Annotated in this window: 13 protein-coding genes; 10 read left to right on the top strand and 3 right to left on the bottom strand. The window is 46.0% G+C overall.

Annotated features, from left to right (window positions below; translation table 11 throughout):
• Positions 1–7: 7 nt before the first annotated feature.
• Positions 8–538 carry an endonuclease SmrB gene (gene smrB, locus ACXABW_RS10655; protein ID WP_457522644.1) on the bottom strand — a complete coding sequence of 177 codons (531 nt, stop codon included), beginning with the start codon at positions 536–538 and terminating at the stop codon, positions 8–10.
• A 61-nt stretch (positions 539–599) separates the two neighbouring features.
• Between smrB and prmB the strand changes: the two genes are divergently transcribed.
• On the top strand, positions 600–1,532 hold the full coding sequence (gene prmB / locus ACXABW_RS10650) for a 50S ribosomal protein L3 N(5)-glutamine methyltransferase (RefSeq protein WP_252027701.1): 933 nt from the start codon (positions 600–602) through the stop codon (positions 1,530–1,532).
• Between the two features lie 194 nt (positions 1,533–1,726).
• Positions 1,727–2,812 carry a chorismate synthase gene (aroC, locus tag ACXABW_RS10645; RefSeq protein ID WP_252027700.1) on the top strand — a complete coding sequence of 362 codons (1,086 nt, stop codon included), beginning with the start codon at positions 1,727–1,729 and terminating at the stop codon, positions 2,810–2,812.
• 92 nt (positions 2,813–2,904) lie between these two features.
• Here aroC and ACXABW_RS10640 read toward each other — a convergent pair whose 3' ends face one another.
• A complete protein-coding gene (locus ACXABW_RS10640; RefSeq protein ID WP_457522642.1) occupies positions 2,905–3,528 on the bottom strand; it encodes a trimeric intracellular cation channel family protein in 624 nt (207 codons plus the stop codon).
• 217 nt (positions 3,529–3,745) lie between these two features.
• Here ACXABW_RS10640 and ACXABW_RS10635 point away from each other — a divergent pair, with 217 nt between their 5' ends.
• The 3 genes from ACXABW_RS10635 (at position 3,746) to ACXABW_RS10625 (ending at position 5,230) form a co-directional block, all read left to right on the top strand.
• Entirely contained in the window at positions 3,746–4,276 is a 531-nt protein-coding gene (locus ACXABW_RS10635; protein ID WP_457522640.1) for an elongation factor P hydroxylase, read from the top strand.
• A gap of 48 nt (positions 4,277–4,324) precedes the next feature.
• Positions 4,325–4,588, top strand: a complete 264-nt coding sequence (locus ACXABW_RS10630) for a YfcL family protein (protein WP_252027697.1) — start codon at positions 4,325–4,327, stop codon at positions 4,586–4,588.
• A gap of 117 nt (positions 4,589–4,705) precedes the next feature.
• Entirely contained in the window at positions 4,706–5,230 is a 525-nt protein-coding gene (locus ACXABW_RS10625) for an NADPH-dependent FMN reductase (RefSeq protein ID WP_457522638.1), read from the top strand.
• 109 nt (positions 5,231–5,339) lie between these two features.
• Here ACXABW_RS10625 and mnmC read toward each other — a convergent pair whose 3' ends face one another.
• Positions 5,340–7,358, bottom strand: coding sequence for a bifunctional tRNA (5-methylaminomethyl-2-thiouridine)(34)-methyltransferase MnmD/FAD-dependent 5-carboxymethylaminomethyl-2-thiouridine(34) oxidoreductase MnmC (gene mnmC / locus ACXABW_RS10620; RefSeq protein WP_457522637.1), 2,019 nt, complete (start codon positions 7,356–7,358; stop codon positions 5,340–5,342).
• A gap of 128 nt (positions 7,359–7,486) precedes the next feature.
• Here mnmC and fabB point away from each other — a divergent pair, with 128 nt between their 5' ends.
• The 5 genes from fabB to truA all read left to right on the top strand — a co-directional run bounded on the left by fabB (position 7,487) and on the right by truA (position 17,501).
• Positions 7,487–8,698, top strand: a complete 1,212-nt coding sequence (gene fabB / locus ACXABW_RS10615) for a beta-ketoacyl-ACP synthase I (RefSeq protein WP_252027694.1) — start codon at positions 7,487–7,489, stop codon at positions 8,696–8,698.
• 253 nt (positions 8,699–8,951) lie between these two features.
• On the top strand, positions 8,952–10,097 hold the full coding sequence (locus ACXABW_RS10610) for a 4-phosphoerythronate dehydrogenase (RefSeq protein WP_252027693.1): 1,146 nt from the start codon (positions 8,952–8,954) through the stop codon (positions 10,095–10,097).
• Positions 10,081–11,094, top strand: a complete 1,014-nt coding sequence (locus tag ACXABW_RS10605; RefSeq protein ID WP_252027692.1) for an aspartate-semialdehyde dehydrogenase — start codon at positions 10,081–10,083, stop codon at positions 11,092–11,094. Before ACXABW_RS10610 ends, ACXABW_RS10605 begins: the two co-directional genes overlap by 17 nt.
• Before the next feature lie 308 nt (positions 11,095–11,402).
• Positions 11,403–16,595, top strand: coding sequence for a FimV/HubP family polar landmark protein (locus ACXABW_RS10600; RefSeq protein WP_457522634.1), 5,193 nt, complete (start codon positions 11,403–11,405; stop codon positions 16,593–16,595).
• Between the two features lie 111 nt (positions 16,596–16,706).
• Positions 16,707–17,501, top strand: coding sequence for a tRNA pseudouridine(38-40) synthase TruA (gene truA / locus ACXABW_RS10595; protein WP_457522633.1), 795 nt, complete (start codon positions 16,707–16,709; stop codon positions 17,499–17,501).
• Positions 17,502–17,617: the final 116 nt, after the last annotated feature.

Genomic DNA, 17,617 nt, shown 5'->3' with positions numbered 1-17,617 from the left:
GGCTTTTTTACTTTTCAGGAATGGATAGTAGAACTAACAATGCTCCGTCGCCACCAAATTCTAGAGGGGCTTGGTGGAATGCCATCACATCGGGGTGTTGTGCAAGCCAAAGTGGCGTTTTTTGCTTGAGGATATGTTTACCGATTCCGTGTTGCACACATGCACAGTGAACATCATTCTTGATGCAGTATGCAATCATCGCCCCTAACTCACGTTTAGCTTCTTGCTGTGTCATACCATGCATATCTAAAAACACATCTGGAACATATACCCCGCGACGCAGGCGTTTTACCTCGTAGGTGGATACATCATCACGAGCGTAACGCGTTGGGCCGTCTTCGCTTAGGAGCGGGACAAACTCATCGGAGAAATAAAACTCTGTATCGCTGGCTTCACGGGCACTGCGCCTGATTTCTTTTTGCTTAGGGTTTTTTTTTGGTTGATGGATTATGGTATCCTGTCGCAACTTTTTAACGCCCTCTACTGCATCCTTAAATAAGGCGAAATCATCATCGTGATCGGTGTCTTTTTTGCTCATAGGGTTCAAAATTTATAGTAAAACTCAATTAGCAGTATTGTAGCGCTTTTCGGAGGCAATTTTGGATAAGATTTTTGTAGAAGAAGCGGTATCTGAGCTTCATACCCTTCAAGACATGATTCGTTGGACGGTAAGCCGCTTTAATGCCGCAAACCTTTTTTATGGTCATGGTACGGACAACGCGTGGGATGAAGCAGTGCAATTAATCTTGCCAACTCTATATCTGCCTATTGATGTGCCTCCACACGTATTGAACTCCCGATTAACCAGCAGCGAGCGTCTGCGTATTGTTGAGCGAGTGGTAAAACGTATTAATGAGCGTACGCCAACGTCTTACCTAACTAACAAGGCGTGGTTCTGTGGACTTGAGTTCTTCGTTGATGAGCGAGTGCTTGTGCCACGTTCGCCAATTGGTGAACTGATTGAAGCTCAGTTCCAACCTTGGCTGGTAGAAGAGCCAGTGCGCATCATGGATTTATGTACTGGCAGTGGTTGTATTGCGATCGCTTGTGCGCATGCATTTCCTGAAGCAGAAGTGGATGCTATCGATATTTCGACCGACGCGCTTCAGGTTGCAGAACAAAACGTTCAAGATCATGGTATGGAGCAGCAAGTGTTCCCGATTCGTTCCGATTTGTTCCGCGATCTGCCAAAAGAGAAGTACAACCTAATCGTGTCTAACCCGCCATACGTGGACGAGGAAGATATGAACAGCTTGCCTGATGAGTTTACTCATGAGCCAGAGCTAGGTCTCGCTGCGGGTACTGATGGCCTGAAGCTGGTACGTCGTATTCTGGCTAATGCCCCTGATTACTTGACTGAACAAGGTATTCTTATCTGTGAAGTTGGTAACTCAATGGTACATATGATGGAACAATACCCGCAGATTCCATTCACTTGGATTGAATTCGAAAACGGTGGCCATGGCGTGTTTATGCTAACTCGTGACCAGATTGTTGAGCATGCAGAAGAGTTTGCACTCTACAAAGATTGATTATTCATAGTGAATTGAAAACGCCAGCATTGTAATGCTGGCGTTTTTTATTGCGGCAAAAGCCACTTTTGTACCTCATTAGGGGTTTACATCATTGGGCAATAAAGCCACTATGAAATCACGAAGAATAGAGAGTAACGTCAGTAGACATATGCTCACTGTGGCAATGAATACTGGCAGCAATTGAGGAAGTAATGGCAGGAAACAGTATCGGACAACATTTCCGAGTGACCACGTTCGGAGAAAGTCACGGTATCGCACTAGGATGTATCGTCGACGGGTGCCCACCAGGGCTTGAAATTACAGAAGCAGATCTTCAAAAAGATCTCGACCGTCGTCGTCCTGGCACATCACGCTACACAACGCAGCGTCGTGAACCTGATGAAGTAAAAATCCTTTCCGGTGTTTTTGAAGGTCAAACAACAGGTACATCGATTGGCCTACTGATCGAAAATACCGATCAACGCTCAAAAGATTACTCGGAAATCAAAGACAAGTTCCGCCCAGGTCACGCCGATTATACTTACCACCAAAAATACGGCGTCCGTGATTACCGTGGTGGTGGTCGCTCTTCTGCACGCGAAACCGCAATGCGAGTGGCGGCAGGTGCCATCGCTAAGAAATATCTTGAGCAAGAGTTCGGCGTTCAGGTGCGTGCGTACTTGTCTCAAATGGGTGACGTATCCATCGACAAAGTTGATTGGGATGAGATTGAGAACAATGCGTTCTTTTGCCCAGATGCGGATAAAGTAGATGCGTTTGACCAACTGATCCGCGACCTGAAAAAGGAAGGCGATTCAATTGGTGCCAAACTGCAGGTTGTTGCGACCAACGTCCCTGTTGGTTTAGGTGAGCCAATCTTTGACCGTTTAGATGCAGATATCGCCCATGCGTTGATGAGCATTAATGCGGTAAAAGGTGTTGAAATTGGTGACGGCTTTGATGTGGTTAAGCAAAAAGGCAGCGAACACCGTGACCCGCTTACACCTGAAGGTTTCGCAAGTAACCATGCTGGCGGAATTCTCGGCGGTATTTCTACTGGTCAAGAAATTGTCGCAAACATTGCGTTGAAGCCAACGTCAAGTATCACTGTACCAGGTGAGACGATTACTAAAACAGGTGAGCCGACTCAGCTAATTACTAAAGGTCGTCATGATCCTTGTGTAGGTATTCGAGCTGTGCCAATTGCTGAAGCTATGTTAGCGATTGTGTTGTTGGACCACCTGCTGCGTCATCGTGGTCAAAACTTTGGTGTGACCACGGAAACGCCAAAGATTTAATCTCCAGCTAACAGAAAAAGCGCTACTTTTTAGGAGCGCTTTTTTGTGGTTATGTGCCTGAATTTCGCTGAACTGTGGGGTTGTCTATTCAGTTAGTGAATAGAGCTTTCCGCTTCTAGTTGAAATGAAGGTAGGCGCCATTTAAATCGTACTGCTGCCATACGAAGTGCGTAGCCCACAACAAGGGTAGAGATGGTCGCGGTAACGTCATTTATCCCCAACTCCAATAGACCCAAGTAGAGTCCTGAAGCAATCAATGCAACAGACGCATACAGCTCTTCGTGCAGTACAAGAGGAGTTTGGCGGCAGATCAAATCTCGCAGTAATCCACCAAACACACCGGTGACGAGAGCTGCCACCATACAGATCAGCGCGTGATGGCCCATTCCCATAGCGACTTTAGTACCAATGATACTGAATACGATCAGCCCAAGTGCATCAAGTCGAATAAATAGGCCTTTCAGTTTAATCACCCATTTTGCAAACCCTGTGGTCAAAACGCCTGCAATACAGGTAATCACCAAAAACTGTGGGTTTTCGACCCAACCAAGTGGATAGTGCCCCAGCAGAATATCTCGTACTGTACCACCACCTATAGCTGTTGCACTTGCAACCAGCATAACTCCAAACCAGTCCATTTTGCGTCGACCAGCGCTCAATGCGCCTGTCATGGCTTCCGCCGTGATGCCAATGATATACAAAACACTTAGTAGCATGATGAGATACTCAAAACTTTTTGGAAAAAACCAGTAGGGGGAATAAGAAAGGCGAGAGTGTAGTGGCAAATACGTTTTTAGGCGAATGAGATTTTATACCGACGAAATCGTTTTTCAGATTACATAATCTAATGTTATATCCCTTACAATAGCTTTACCTTATCAGCTAAAAAAGGGAAAATGCGTTTTTGCTGTCATTCACTACGCTAGACATGCTATGAGCCACGAATACCAAGACTTAGTGACAATCTTCAATGAGACATTTTACCCCCAGTTCAACACTAAGTTGGAGTTGGGTGGGGATGAGCCTATCTATCTGCCTGCCGACGAGAAAGTGCCACACCATCGCATTATTTTTGCTCGTGGTTTTTATGCATCTGCGTTACACGAAATTGCGCATTGGTGTGTAGCAGGTCCGGAAAGAAGGCTAATGGAAGATTTTGGGTACTGGTATGAGCCAGATGGAAGGACAGAAGCAGTACAAGCCGAGTTCGAGAAAGTAGAAATTCGTCCTCAGGCTTATGAGTGGATATTAGCCACGAGCGCTGGCTTTCCTTTTAACGTAAGTTGTGACAACCTACACGGCGATTTTGAGCCAGATCGATTGGGCTTTATGAATAAGGTCTATCGTGAAGTTGAAAGTATATTTGAGCAGGGCATCCCGCCAAGAGTTAAAATGCTTTCAGATGCTTTGCGCCAGTATTACGAGGTTCCTGAACTCGATATTAGCCACTTCAAGGTTGCTTGAACGCTATGATGTTACGGATACCCAATCTAAAAATATAAAGAGACGACAATGATTATTGAATTTGAAGAAAAACTACTGGATATGATTGATGCGCGCATACAGAGCGCTTCAGATGATGAGTTGTTTGCCGGTGGTTATCTACGTGGTCATATCTCTCTTTCTGCCGCTTCTTGTGAAGAGGATGGTATTGCAGAGCTAGATGTACTAAAGCAGCGAATTGAACAAAGCCTTGAAGACGCACGCAGCGAGTTGACTCCAGCGGATCGCATCATTGTTCAAGATTTATGGCAAGAGCTGCAAAGCCAAGCCTAAAGAACGCGCTGACTCTTGTTCGAAAATATTGAATAACTTGATGCGAAAATTACGGTTGTTGAAAATCTGTACTCCGTTATTCTAGATAACAAGAAACGAGTCAACAGGAGCAACACCATGAAAGTTATCGCATTTGGAGCATCAACCAGTTCAACTTCTATTAATAAAGCCTTGGCTACTTATGCAGCAAACTTAGTCGAAGGTGCTGAAGTAGTTGTATTAGATATCAATAACTATCAAGTGCCAATGTTTAGTGAAGATCTGGAAAAAGAAATTGGCCAGGCGGAAGGTGCGCAAGGTTTCTTGAATGATTTGGCTGAGGCGGATGCGTTTGTTATCTCATTTGCTGAGCACAATGGCCATTACCCTGCGGCGTACAAAAACCTATTCGATTGGGCGACCCGCATTGACCGTGAAGTGTTTAAGAACAAACCAGCGGTTTACCTAGCCACCTCACCAGGCCCAGGCGGAGCTCAAAATGTATTGGCTGCTGCAGTGGGTTCCGCACCTTATTTTGGTGGCAACGTAAAAGCATCGGTTTCAGTACCAAGCTTCTACGACAACTTCAATTTCGAAACAGGTGCGGTGAGCAACGACGAAATTGTAGCGGAGCTTAAACAGGCAGTGGCTAAACTTGCTTAGTAAGCTTTCCAATTTAGCGCCATTTATGAATTAACGCTAAATTAGAAATGGTTAGACACTATAATACCTTGACGAATTAACGCCTCGACGAATCGAGGCGTTTTTAATTTTACAGCTCGGTCAGAGCCTTGCCTTTTTTCAGCTTTCTTACCCACATCTTGCTCGGGTGTATCCCTTCGAGCATATCAACAGGTAGTGGCAGCGGGTCGCCACACATTTGCGACGCTAACACTTCAGCCATCAAAGGTGCAGAACTAAGGCCACGAGAGCCTAATCCTACGAAACAGTACAAATTATCATATTGGGCAATAGGTTTAATATGCTCTTCGGTTTGCTGAGACAGATCAGCGTATTGACGTTTGATCTGCTCGAAGTCACCGACATTTCCTACGAAGGGTAAGTGATCTCGGCTTACACACCTTACACCTTGGCGCGATTGATTGCCGCTGGTGTCTACATCATCAACCCAAGTTTGTTTTGGTAAGCAACTTTTGAGTTTTGCTGCGTTATCGACTTGCGCCTGCGGATCGAATTCTTGGTCAATATGGCTTCTGTCGTAACTTGCACCGATACAATGCTGATGATTATTCGGATTATGTGGCGTCATGTATCCGTCGTAGCACAATACAGTTTTGAGCTGTTGGAGGTTGCTTGAGGTAGGTATGTGACTCACTTGTCCTTTCACTTTACCAAGCGGTAGGTGCTGGCTCTGCACAAATTGGTCGAACTGATGACCGTTTGCGATGACGATGGCTTGATGCTCAAAGTGACCTTGTTGAGTCGATAGTGACCAACGTTGTGAGTCTTGGTCGAAGTTTAGTGACTCAACTTCATGTTGATAGTGAACGCTGAGCTTTTGAGTGTTTTCTAATTCGGCAATGAGGTTCTGGGTTAGCTGGGCTGGGCAAAGCCAGCCGCCAAGTGGATAGTGGATGCTGTCCATATCGACAGGTAAACCCAGTATTTGATTCGTCTCTTCAGCCGACAGCTTTTCTATGAGAGATGCTGGAAAGTTTCCTTCCATCATTTTGCTGAGTTTTGTTTTGGTTTTGTCATCCCACATTAATTGGGTTACACCGCACCAATCATGGTCGAAATCAATGGTATCTGCGCACTGCTCTACGAATTGGCGAGCGAATAGCATTCCCGGCGCAAACAATCGAGAAACGCCAGTATGAGTACCGTTAAGCAATGGGTATACCGCCCCTTGCTTGTTGCCCGATGCGCCTAGTGCTGGTTTTTCATCAGCGCAATAGAGGCTAACATTTATGCCTCTTCGTGCTAGCGTCTTAGCCAACGTTGCGCTGGCAATACCGCCACCAATGATCGCGACATCCTTAAGCTGATCGGTTGTGCACCGAGCGTAATATGGTGCAATGTTACTGAACCGTAAGGTTTGATTCATTGAGCCTGCGATCATTTCTCGTTTAGTGCCAAAACCTTTGACTTTTTTCATCTCAAAGCCAGCTTTGATTAGGCCTCGACGGACAAAACCAGCAGCAGTAAATGTGGCGCAGGTGCCTTCTGGCTTTGCCAGTTTCGCCATGTTATTGAATAAGGTTTGGTTCCACATCTCTGGGTTTTTGCTTGGTGCAAAGCCATCCAAGAACCACGCATCAATTAAGCCACGTTGGGTTGTTGGCACTAGTGGCATACAGTCTTTGATGTCACCGAACCACAGATCCAAAGTGATGGCGCCGTCTTCAAGCACAATTCGATGGCACTCGGGAACGGCGATAGGGTAGTGGCGTTGCAGCTTTTTTGCGTACTCGGCTAATTCAGGCCAAGCCTCATGAGCTTTGGCTAAATCTTCGATACTGAGCGGATACTTTTCAAAGCTAATGAAATGCAGCTCTTGGAGTTTAGCGTCTGGGTTGGCTTGTCTGAATGCGTCGAACCATTGCCAAGTCGCAAGGAAATTTAAGCCAGTCCCAAACCCCGTTTCCCCAATGGTAAATCGACGTTGGTCATATTCTTGCCATCTTTGCGGTAGATGATTCTGAGTGAGAAAAACGTATCGGGTCTCTTCGAGGCCGTTTACATTGGAAAAATAAACATCGTCAAATTGATCGGATACAGGTGTTCCTGATTCATTCCAATCAAGCTGTGCATTGGTTATAGAAGTCATAATGTGTGAATTCTGTGAGAAACTGCGGTATATAGGGTGAGATTGTACGAATTTATGGGAAAGCTGACCACTTTTGTTGGTCTTCTTAGTTATTATCTAGCGGAATTTTGAATTATTAGGATTGTCACATGAAACGAGTCGTAATCACCGGTATGGGTATTGTTTCAAGTATCGGTAACAACGTCGAAGAAGTTTTAGCGTCTCTTAAAGAAGGGAAGTCAGGTATCACAGCTTCAGAGCAGTTCAAAGAAAATGGCCTGCGTTCTCAAGTTTGGGGTAACCTAAAAATGAACCCTGCTGACCATATTGATCGCAAAAAAATGCGCTTTATGGGCGACGCAGCAGCGTTTGCTTACCTATCGATGGAACAGGCGATTGCAGACTCTGGCCTAACTGAAGAACAAGTATCGAACGAGCGCACTGGTATTGTGGCTGGTTCGGGCGGTGCGTCTTCACTAAACCAAGTGAACGCAGTGGATATTCTTCGTGAGAAAGGCGTAAAGCGTGTAGGCCCTTACATGGTTCCACGTACGATGGCTTCTACAGTTTCAGCATGTTTGGCAACTCCATTTAAAATCCGCGGTGTGAACTACTCAATGAGTTCTGCATGTGCAACTTCAGCACACTGTATCGGCCACGCAATGGAGCTTATCCAACTTGGTAAGCAAGACGTTGTATTCGCAGGTGGTGGTGAAGAACTAGATTGGTCTCTGACCATGATGTTCGATGCGATGGGCGCGCTATCTACTAAGTACAACGAAACTCCAGATAAAGCATCACGTACTTACGATGCAGATCGTGACGGTTTCGTTATCTCTGGTGGCGGCGGTATGCTAGTGGTTGAAGAATTAGAGCACGCACTAGCTCGTGGCGCGAAAATTTACGGTGAAATCGTTGGTTACGGCGCAACTTCAGACGGCTACGACATGGTAGCACCATCTGGTGAAGGTGCTGTGCGTTGTATGAAGATGGCAATGCAAGACGTTGACTCTGTTGATTATGTAAACACGCACGGTACATCAACACCTGTCGGTGACGTTAAAGAACTTGGTGCAATCCAAGAAGTCTTCGCTGGTAAGAGCCCTGCAATCTCAGCAACTAAAGCGATGACTGGTCACGCATTGGGTGCTGCAGGTGTTCATGAAGCAATTTACTCAGCGCTAATGCTAGATAACAACTTTATCGCACCAAGCATTAACGTAGAAAACCTAGACGAAGCGGCTGAAGGCCTAGATATTGTGACTGAAAAGCGCGATCAAGAGCTAACAACGGTTATGTCTAACAGCTTTGGTTTTGGTGGTACAAACGCGACACTAGTAATCAAGAAGTACCAAGGCTAAAAACTGAATGATGCTCGAACAGAGCACGCCAGTTTCCAGAGCTTGATTGGCTAGTGTTGTATCTAGTTAATCGAACAGACGCAGACTTTGTCCCATGGAGAGCGGGACAAGATCCTTTTGTTCTGGATGTTTGCCCGGCTCGAGTGAGCCGGGCATTTTTATATCTGCTCTACTCATTATATGCTCGACACCACTTGTGCTTTTTAGCACAATCCAAGCAATCCTTTCGAACTATTCTTACTCGATTACCGATATGAAAATTATTATTGACGAAAACATGCCTTATGCTGAGCAGTTATTCAGCCAGTTGGGCGAAGTAGTGCTTAAACCTGGTAGAACGCTTACCGCCGATGACTTGATTGATGTAGACGCATTAATGATTCGTTCGGTAACCAAAGTGAATGAGCAGTTGTTATCGAAAGCCAACAAATTGAAGTTTGTTGGCACTGCGACCGCAGGTATGGATCACGTTGACCAAGCCTTGCTAAAGGAAAAAGGTATCTTCTTCACCGCTGCTCCTGGGTGTAACAAAGTGGGTGTTGCGGAATACGCGTTCAGCGTATTGATGGTGTTGGCCCAGCAAAAAGGCTTTTCGGTATTTGATAAAACGGTAGGCATTATCGGTGCTGGCCAAGTTGGTTCGTATTTAGCGAAAGCGTTAGGCGGCATTGGCTTGAAAGTATTGATCAACGATCCACCTAAGCAGCAACAAGGCGATAGCCGTGAATTTACTCCTCTAGACCAGCTGCTCGAGCAAGCGGACGTGATTACCGTGCACACTCCATTGACTAAAGACGGAGATTTTCCTACCCACCACCTGATCGATGAGCAAGTGTTGTCTAACTTACGTAGCGATCAAATACTGATTAATGCTGCTCGTGGTCCAATTGTTGATAACACGGCTTTGAAACATCGCTTGCTAAAAAATGATGGCTTTGTTGCGGCGCTAGATGTATTCGAATATGAGCCAGAAGTTGATATGGAGCTCTTACCTCTGTTAGCATTCGCCACCCCTCACGTTGCAGGCTATGGTTTAGAGGGGAAAGCCAGAGGGACGACAATGATTTTTAATAGTTATTGTGAGTTCATTGGCCGAGATTTACGTGCCCAAGCCTCCGACTTGTTACCAACGGCTCCAGTGCCGAATTTGGTCTTAGATCGAGCATGGGACGAAGCGAGCCTGCACAACATAACGCAATTAATCTATGATGTGCGTAAAGACGATGCCTTATTCCGTCGCGAAATCGCCACTCCAGGTTCTTTCGACCTGATGCGTAAGCAGTATTGGGATAGGCGTGAATACAGTGCAGTAACAGTGACTGGGACACCATCGTGTAATTTAGCCCCACTGGAAAAATTAGGTTTTCAAATCGAGGTAAGTGATGAGCCAAGAGTTTAATATTGCGGTTTTGGGTGCGACTGGAGCAGTCGGCGAAACCATCCTAGAAGTGTTGCAAGAACGCAAATTCCCGATTGGCGAACTGCACTTGCTTGCGAGCGAGCGCAGCGAAGGTAAGACTTACCGTTTCAATGGTAAAACCATCAAAGTTCAGAATGTAGAAGAGTTTGATTGGTCTCAAGTTCACATCGCGCTATTTTCAGCGGGTGGTGCGCTTTCTGAAAAGTGGGCACCGGTTGCTGCTGACGAAGGTGTTGTGGTGATTGATAACACTTCACACTACCGCTACGAGTACGACATTCCGCTTGTTGTACCGGAAGTAAACCCAGAAGCTATTGCAGAGTTTCGTAACCGCAATATCATCGCTAACCCTAATTGCTCTACGATTCAGATGTTAGTAGCGCTGAAGCCAATTCATGACGCAGTGGGTATTGAGCGTATCAACGTATCAACCTATCAGTCAGTCTCGGGTGCTGGAAAGTCGGGTATTGATGAACTAGCAGGCCAGACGGCCAAGCTGCTAAATGGTATGCCTGCAGAAGCGGAAAACTTCTCTCAGCAAATTGCGTTTAACTGTATTCCTCAAATCGATAAGTTTATGGAAAACGGTTACACCAAAGAAGAAATGAAAATGGTGTGGGAAACGCAGAAAATCTTCAATGATCCATCGATTATGGTCAACCCAACCTGTGTTCGTGTGCCTGTGTTTTACGGCCACGCGGAAGCGATTCATATCGAAACACGTTCTCCAATTGATGCTGAAGAAGTTACACGTCTGCTAGATCAAACAGATGGAATCGAAGTATTTTTCGGTGACGATTTCCCTACCCAAGTACGTGATGCTGGTGGTAAAGACCACGTTCAAGTTGGCCGTATCCGCAATGATATTAGCCACCATAGTGGTGTTAACCTTTGGGTAGTAGCTGATAACGTACGTAAAGGTGCTGCGACTAACGCGGTACAAATTGCAGAAGTGTTGATTCGAGACTACTTCTAAGTATTGAATCTCATCTGATTTAGCTTCAAAACCTCGCCAATATGCGAGGTTTTTTTGTACTAGGTAAGACAAAAATCAATTCTGGTTCAAATCAGTAAGACTTTAGCCATAAGTCGTTGTAATTCACAACTTGAGCAGAGCTAGGTACACAAATCATCCAATTGGCCTAACTTTAATGTGAGATTACTGCGATTATTGCGCCAGCAACACATTTTTTGCCTTGAGGCCTATAGTTTTGCTCGCCTAATCCGATATATTTAACAGATCTCTATAATTTTATTCTTATTAAGCACATAGCTGAGCCTTATATGCGTCAATTTTTAAAGCGTCTACTTTTACCTTTGGTGTTGGTAGCCGTGACTCAGACTTCTATCGTTAGTGCCGAAAGCATTCGCCTTACAGGTCCAAATGGTGAGAGACAAGCTTCTCCACAATTTGCAGAACCTATTTCTCGTGCAAACAGCAATGAGCCTTCTCGCTTCTTCGGCCCAACAACGGACGCCGATACCCTATGGAAGATCGCTACACAGGTGAGGCCTGCTCCCAACCTGACGGTTCAGCAGACTCTATTGGCGATATACGAGCTCAATCCAAGTGCTTTTGAAGACCAAAATATTCATAGCCTGATTCCTGGTAGTACATTGCGTATACCGTCTCTAGCGCAGGTTCGCGGAACTTCTACCGCTAAAGCTGTCGCTATAATGGAGGCTCACCAAAACAAGCTTAATAATCTACCTGTCGCCCCAGCAACAGTTGTATCGAATACTCCGGCGACCACCGAAAAAGTAGCGCCAAGTACGCCAACCCAGCCTGAACCTAAGACAACTGAAAACTCTGCTACAGCGGCCCAAGAAGCTCCGCCTGAAAAGCAACCTGAGATTGTCAGCAACCTAAAGAACGAGCTGGAAAGTTCAGAAAGTGAACTGCAAGCCCTTGAAGAAAAAAACCATCGACTTCGTTTGATGCTGGCTGATGTCCAGTCAGAAGTGGATGTGCTTAAAGACGAGTTGAGTGATGAAGATCGTATTCGTAATGAAGTGGAAAAGCTACTTCAAGAAGAGCGCAACCGTTTAAGCGAAGAGCAAAAGATGAAGCCATCACAACTTGATGAGCTACTATCTAATACTTGGCTAGTGGCTGCACTGGCTATCATTCCTGGTTTGCTGATTGTGTTGATCATCGTTGTGCTACTTGGCCGTCGTTCGAAAGAAGAGTCATCAGCACAAGAGCCGCTCATGCAATCTCAGCAAGATAGCATGACGCCTGTTGCACCTATCGACCAAATTGACGACAGCATTGATGATGACCTTTTACTCGATGATGACCTATTTGGTGAAGCTGATGATGACAAAGCTCTAGATGATGATATCTCGTTAGAAGAAGACGAAGACAACAAGAAAGAAGACGATATCTTTGCCGACCTCGATGACAGCGATCTTGATTTCAATCTAGAAGACGAAGATGGTGAAGACCCGTTTGCTGGTATCGGTGATAACGGAGATTTGGACGCTGAGCTTGAAGACATCGATATGAGTTCGAATGGCATTAGCGTCAACACAGAAGACAAAGCGTTAGGTCTTGAAGAGATGGAACGAGCGCTTGATGAAGCCTCTCTCGATGATAATGATGAAGAAGCTGGCTTTGACCTCTCAGATGACAACGGCATGTCTCAAGATGATATTGAAGCGCTACTTTCTGGGGACGACGACCATGAAGAGTTAGGTACTGATGAACTTGATCAGTCAATGCTAGACGATTTGCTTCTAGGAGACAGTGACGACGATGACGATTTTGACATTGATAGTTTGCTAGAAGAAAGTGGCGACTCGTTTGACCTAAATAGCCCTGATGATGAGCCTGTCGACACGCAAAGTGATGTGAATCTGGAGAGTGCAGAAGACTTTGACTTAGGAGATTCAAATCTAGCGTCTGATAGTGAAATTGATGACTTGTTTGCTCAGATCGAATCTCAAGCCGATTTAGAAGAATTGGAAAAGCATGCCGTCGACGACACTGCACTATTGGATGAGATTGTTGATGAAGAATCGATTTCGCTTGATGACACAAGTACAGATTTGTTGGATGAGCTTATCGACCTCGATGAGTCTAGCAGTGAAGTAGAGTCAGCAATAGAGCTCGATAGTGATAGCACTGAACTGCTTGATGAACTATTAGGGGAAGAGCAGGAAGCAGACAAGGTTTCTGTTGAGGAAGACAGCACAGATTTACTGGATGACTTACTTGACTCCGAAGATACACCGTTAAATGTTGGCGATTCAAGCACACTTGATGAGCTGCTAGAGTCTGATGATTCTCTTGTTGGTGATGACAGCTTTGATAGTGACGGTACCGACCTGTTTGATGAATTATTGGAAATTGAGCAGCAAGCTAGTCAGCAAGAGCCTCAAGAAACCAATGTTGAGCGAACTGAACTCTCGGAGCCGACCAATGACACTGCAGAACCAGATTCGACTTCTGATGAACTGGATTTGGAACTGTCTGAAATTGACACGCTGGATGAAGAGTCAGTTGAAACTGGTACGGATGACAGCGTTCAGCCAAATGCCGATGAAGAATTTTCCAGCGATGACTTTATCGATGACATGCTCAGCGTTGCACCTGAAGCCGATCCACTGTTGGACACGCTGGACTTAGATGAAGCGCAACAAACAGTTGACATCGAAGAACTTGAAAGCAATCTTGCAGAGCCAGAGCCAGAGCCAGAGCCAGAGCCAGAGCCAGAGCCAGAGCCAGAGCCAGAGCCAGAGCCAGAGCCAGAGCCAGAGCCAGAGCCAGAGCCAGAGCCAGAGCCAGAGCCAGAGCCAGAGCCAGAGCCAGAGCCAGAGCCAGAGCCAGAGCCAGAGCTATCAGTTCCTGAAGCAGTGGCGAATGAGTTTGGCGTTCCGCAAGACGATGATTGGCTAATTGACCAAGATGTTGAGGATCTTGGCGATAAAAGTACACCTGAGCTTGAAGAAAATGTTCAAGTTGAGCCTCAAGTAGAAGTCGATACGGACAATGCCGAGCTAGATGCTGTGGAGTCAACTGCGGCAGATGTTCTGGCCGATATGGAGACAACAGACCCAGAACATCGTGATGGATCACTTGATGAGCTAGAGCTTTCAGAAGACAGTGAAGAAGATGCGTTGGCTGATGTTTCGCTTGAACCGAAAGAGCCAGAACTGGATGAGCCAGCGGAAGTACAAGAGGAAGCGGCTACAGAATCATTCGATGATTTAGATCTTCCTGAATACGGCGAAGAAGACGCGCTGGCTGATGTTGCGCTTGAGCCTCAAGAGCCAGAGGTAGAAGCGCAAGCTGAAGAACAAGCGGAAGCGGCTACAGAGTCGTTTGATGATCTAGAGCTTCCTGAGCTCAACGAAGAAGATGCACTAGCTGATGTTGCACTTGAGCCTCAAGAGCCAGAGTTAGAAGCACCGACTGAAGAACAAGTGGAAGCGGCTACAGAATCATTCGATGATTTAGAGCTTCCTGAATACGGCGAAGAAGACGCGCTGGCTGACGTTGCCCTTGAGACTCAAGAGCCAGAGTTACAAACGCCAGCGGAAGAACAAGCGGAAGCGGCTACAGAGTCGTTTGATGATCTAGAGCTTCCAGAGTACAACGAAGAAGATGCACTGGCAGATGTTGCGCTTGAACCTCAAGAGCCCGAGCTAGAAGCACCGACTGAAGAACAAGCGGAAGCTGCTACAGAATCATTCGATGATTTAGAGCTTTCTGAATACGGTGAAGAAGACGTGCTGGCTGACGTTGCACTTGAGCCTCAAGAGCCAGAGTTACAAACGCCAGCGGAAGAACAAGCGGAAGCGGCTACAGAGTCGTTTGATGATCTAGAGCTTCCTGAATATGGCGAAGAAGACGCGCTAGCTGATGTTGCGCTTGAGCCGCAAGAACCAGAACTTGAAGAGTCAGCCGAAGTACCAGCGGAAACGGTGACAGAGTCATTCGATGATCAAGAGCTTCCAGAGTACAACGAAGAAGACGCACTGGCTGATGTTGCGTTTGAACCGCAAGAGCGAGAACTAGATGAGCCAGTGGAAGTACAAGCGGAAGAGGCCACAGAGTCCTTTGATGACTTAGAGCTTCCAGAGTACAACGAAGAAGATGCACTAGCTGATGTTGCCCTTGAACCGCAAGAGCTAGAATTAGATGAGCCAGCGGAAGTACAAGAGGAACCGGCTACAGAGTCATTCGATGATCTAGAGCTTCCAGAGTATAACGAAGAAGATGCACTTGCTGATGTTGCACTTGAGCCTCAAGAGCCAGAGTTAGATGAGCCAGTGGAAGTACAAGCGGAAGAGGCCACAGAGTCCTTTGATGACTTAGAGCTTCCAGAGTACAACGAAGAAGATGCACTTGCTGATGTTGCACTTGAGCCTCAGGAGCCAGAATCACAAGTGCCAGCCGAAGTGCAAGCGGAAGCGGCTACAGAGTCGTTTGATGATCTAGAGCTTCCAGAGTACAACGAAGAAGATGCACTTGCTGATGTTGCGCTTGAACCTCAAGAGCCAGAGATAGAAGCGCCGGCTGAAGAACAAGCGATAGCGGCGACAGAGTCCTTTGATGACTTAGAGCTTCCAGAGTACAACGAAGAAGATGCACTTGCTGATGTTGCACTTGAGCCTCAAGAGCCAGAGCTAGAAGCACCAGCTGAAGAACAAGCGATAGCGGCGACAGAGTCATTCGATGATCTAGAGCTACCTGACTACAGCGAAGAAGAAGCGCTGGCTGATGTGGTGTCTGATTCACCGCAATCAGATGCTTTGCCTGAAGAAATCAGAGCCAGTGTAGAAGATTCTGATAATGAACAAGATGCTCTGTTCAGTGTGTTCCAGAATCAAGAAGTTTCAGATCTTGCTGGTGCTGAGTATGGTGAGGAAACACTTAACGAATTGCTTAGTGAAGATGATGGAGCGACTCAATCTTCATTCTCGTTTGACTCACCAATCGATAGTGAAACTATTGATAGTGCGGGTATGGATCTTGATGCAATGCTGGAAGTTGGCGGAGAAGACTGGAATGGATTCAGTTTATCGCCGGAGCAACAAGCGAGCATACCTCAGGAAATTCCAGAAGATGAACAGTCTGCATGGGATGCTGAAAATCAACCTGAACAGGCTGTAGTCTCAGATGAAAACTGGGGAGAGCAGGATGATTTCGACCCTAAAGCGCAAGGGTACAGAACAATCGATGAACTGATGGCGGAAGTTGATGGCGAAGCGGAAGAGCTATCGAGCAGTGAAGAGGAACTGAACTTAAATGTTGGTTTGGATGAATTCCCTGATGTTATCGGTGATATTGGCTTTGAAGATGTAGATTCTAACGCAGAAGCGGTAGGCAAGCTCGACTTAGCTAAAATCTATATCGAGATGAATGATTCTCAAGGGGCAATTAAGCTGTTAGAAGAGGCAATAGTAGACGGTTCAGACGAAATACGCCGCGAAGCTAAAAACTTAATTGATACCATTCGTCAGAGTTAAGTTAAAGTAAACCGAATAGGCAGCTTAGGCTGCCTATTTTTGTTTTGTTGGTTAGAAATCAGTAACAATTCCTATTATACTGCTCGCCCCAATTTCAAGAGTAAAGCGAACATGAGAATTGCCCTAGGTATCGAATATGACGGCACAAAGTATTATGGCTGGCAGCGTCAAAGAGATGTCAAAAGTGTTCAGGAAGAACTGGAGAAATCTTTAAGTATTGTTGCGAACCATCCGGTCGAAGTTCAATGCGCTGGGCGTACGGATGCGGGTGTTCATGGGACAGGGCAAGTTGTCCACTTTGATACCACATCAATGCGAAAAGTGGCAGCGTGGACTATGGGAGTCAATGCAAATATGCCACGTGATATTGCTGTTCGCTGGGCAAAAGAAGTACCTGAAGACTTTCATGCACGATTTACAGCCACAGCAAGGCGCTATCGCTACGTGATATATAATCACGCTTATCGTCCGGGGATCCTGTCATCGGGGGTGAGTCATTATCATGGAGACCTTGATGTCGAAAAAATGCATCAAGCAGGGCAGTACCTTTTAGGTGAGAATGACTTCACGTCCTTTAGAGCCGTTCATTGCCAGTCACGTAGCCCTTGGCGTAATATTATGCACTTAAACGTGAGCCGTCACGGCGATTACGTTGTTATCGATATCAAGGCTAACGCTTTTGTTCACCATATGGTCCGAAATATTACCGGTAGCTTGATCGCCGTAGGGCGTGGAGAACAATCTCCAGAATGGATCAAATGGCTATTGGCTGAAAAAGATAGAAAGCTTGCGGGGGCAACGGCCAAGGCTGAAGGGCTCTATCTTGTTGATGTAGATTACCCAAGTAGTTTTGAATTACCAAGGGTACCAATTGGGCCGCTGTTTTTCCCCGATGAATTAAACTAAGTGGCGAAAATATGCGCTGGTTTCATTAGCTTGTGCGTGAGATATCCATACAGGAAATAGGTACAACCAGTTTTTTGTCTACAGTTGGCATTTTATATGCTTTAATCCATCACGCA

This window comes from Vibrio paucivorans (assembly GCF_054053395.1).
The sequence above is the reverse complement of the archived record's forward strand: the minus strand, read 5'-3'. Positions and strand labels throughout refer to the sequence as shown.

Coding starts and splice junctions, on each gene's coding strand:
- aroC (WP_252027700.1), top strand. CDS start 1,727: ATGGCAGGAAACAGTATCGGACAACATTTCCGAGTGACCACGTTCGGA.
- ACXABW_RS10600 (WP_457522634.1), top strand. CDS start 11,403: ATGCGTCAATTTTTAAAGCGTCTACTTTTACCTTTGGTGTTGGTAGCC.
- truA (WP_457522633.1), top strand. CDS start 16,707: ATGAGAATTGCCCTAGGTATCGAATATGACGGCACAAAGTATTATGGC.
- smrB (WP_457522644.1), bottom strand. CDS start 538: ATGAGCAAAAAAGACACCGATCACGATGATGATTTCGCCTTATTTAAG.
- ACXABW_RS10610 (WP_252027693.1), top strand. CDS start 8,952: ATGAAAATTATTATTGACGAAAACATGCCTTATGCTGAGCAGTTATTC.
- ACXABW_RS10625 (WP_457522638.1), top strand. CDS start 4,706: ATGAAAGTTATCGCATTTGGAGCATCAACCAGTTCAACTTCTATTAAT.
- fabB (WP_252027694.1), top strand. CDS start 7,487: ATGAAACGAGTCGTAATCACCGGTATGGGTATTGTTTCAAGTATCGGT.
- ACXABW_RS10630 (WP_252027697.1), top strand. CDS start 4,325: ATGATTATTGAATTTGAAGAAAAACTACTGGATATGATTGATGCGCGC.
- ACXABW_RS10635 (WP_457522640.1), top strand. CDS start 3,746: ATGAGCCACGAATACCAAGACTTAGTGACAATCTTCAATGAGACATTT.
- ACXABW_RS10605 (WP_252027692.1), top strand. CDS start 10,081: ATGAGCCAAGAGTTTAATATTGCGGTTTTGGGTGCGACTGGAGCAGTC.
- ACXABW_RS10640 (WP_457522642.1), bottom strand. CDS start 3,528: ATGCTACTAAGTGTTTTGTATATCATTGGCATCACGGCGGAAGCCATG.
- mnmC (WP_457522637.1), bottom strand. CDS start 7,358: ATGACTTCTATAACCAATGCACAGCTTGATTGGAATGAATCAGGAACA.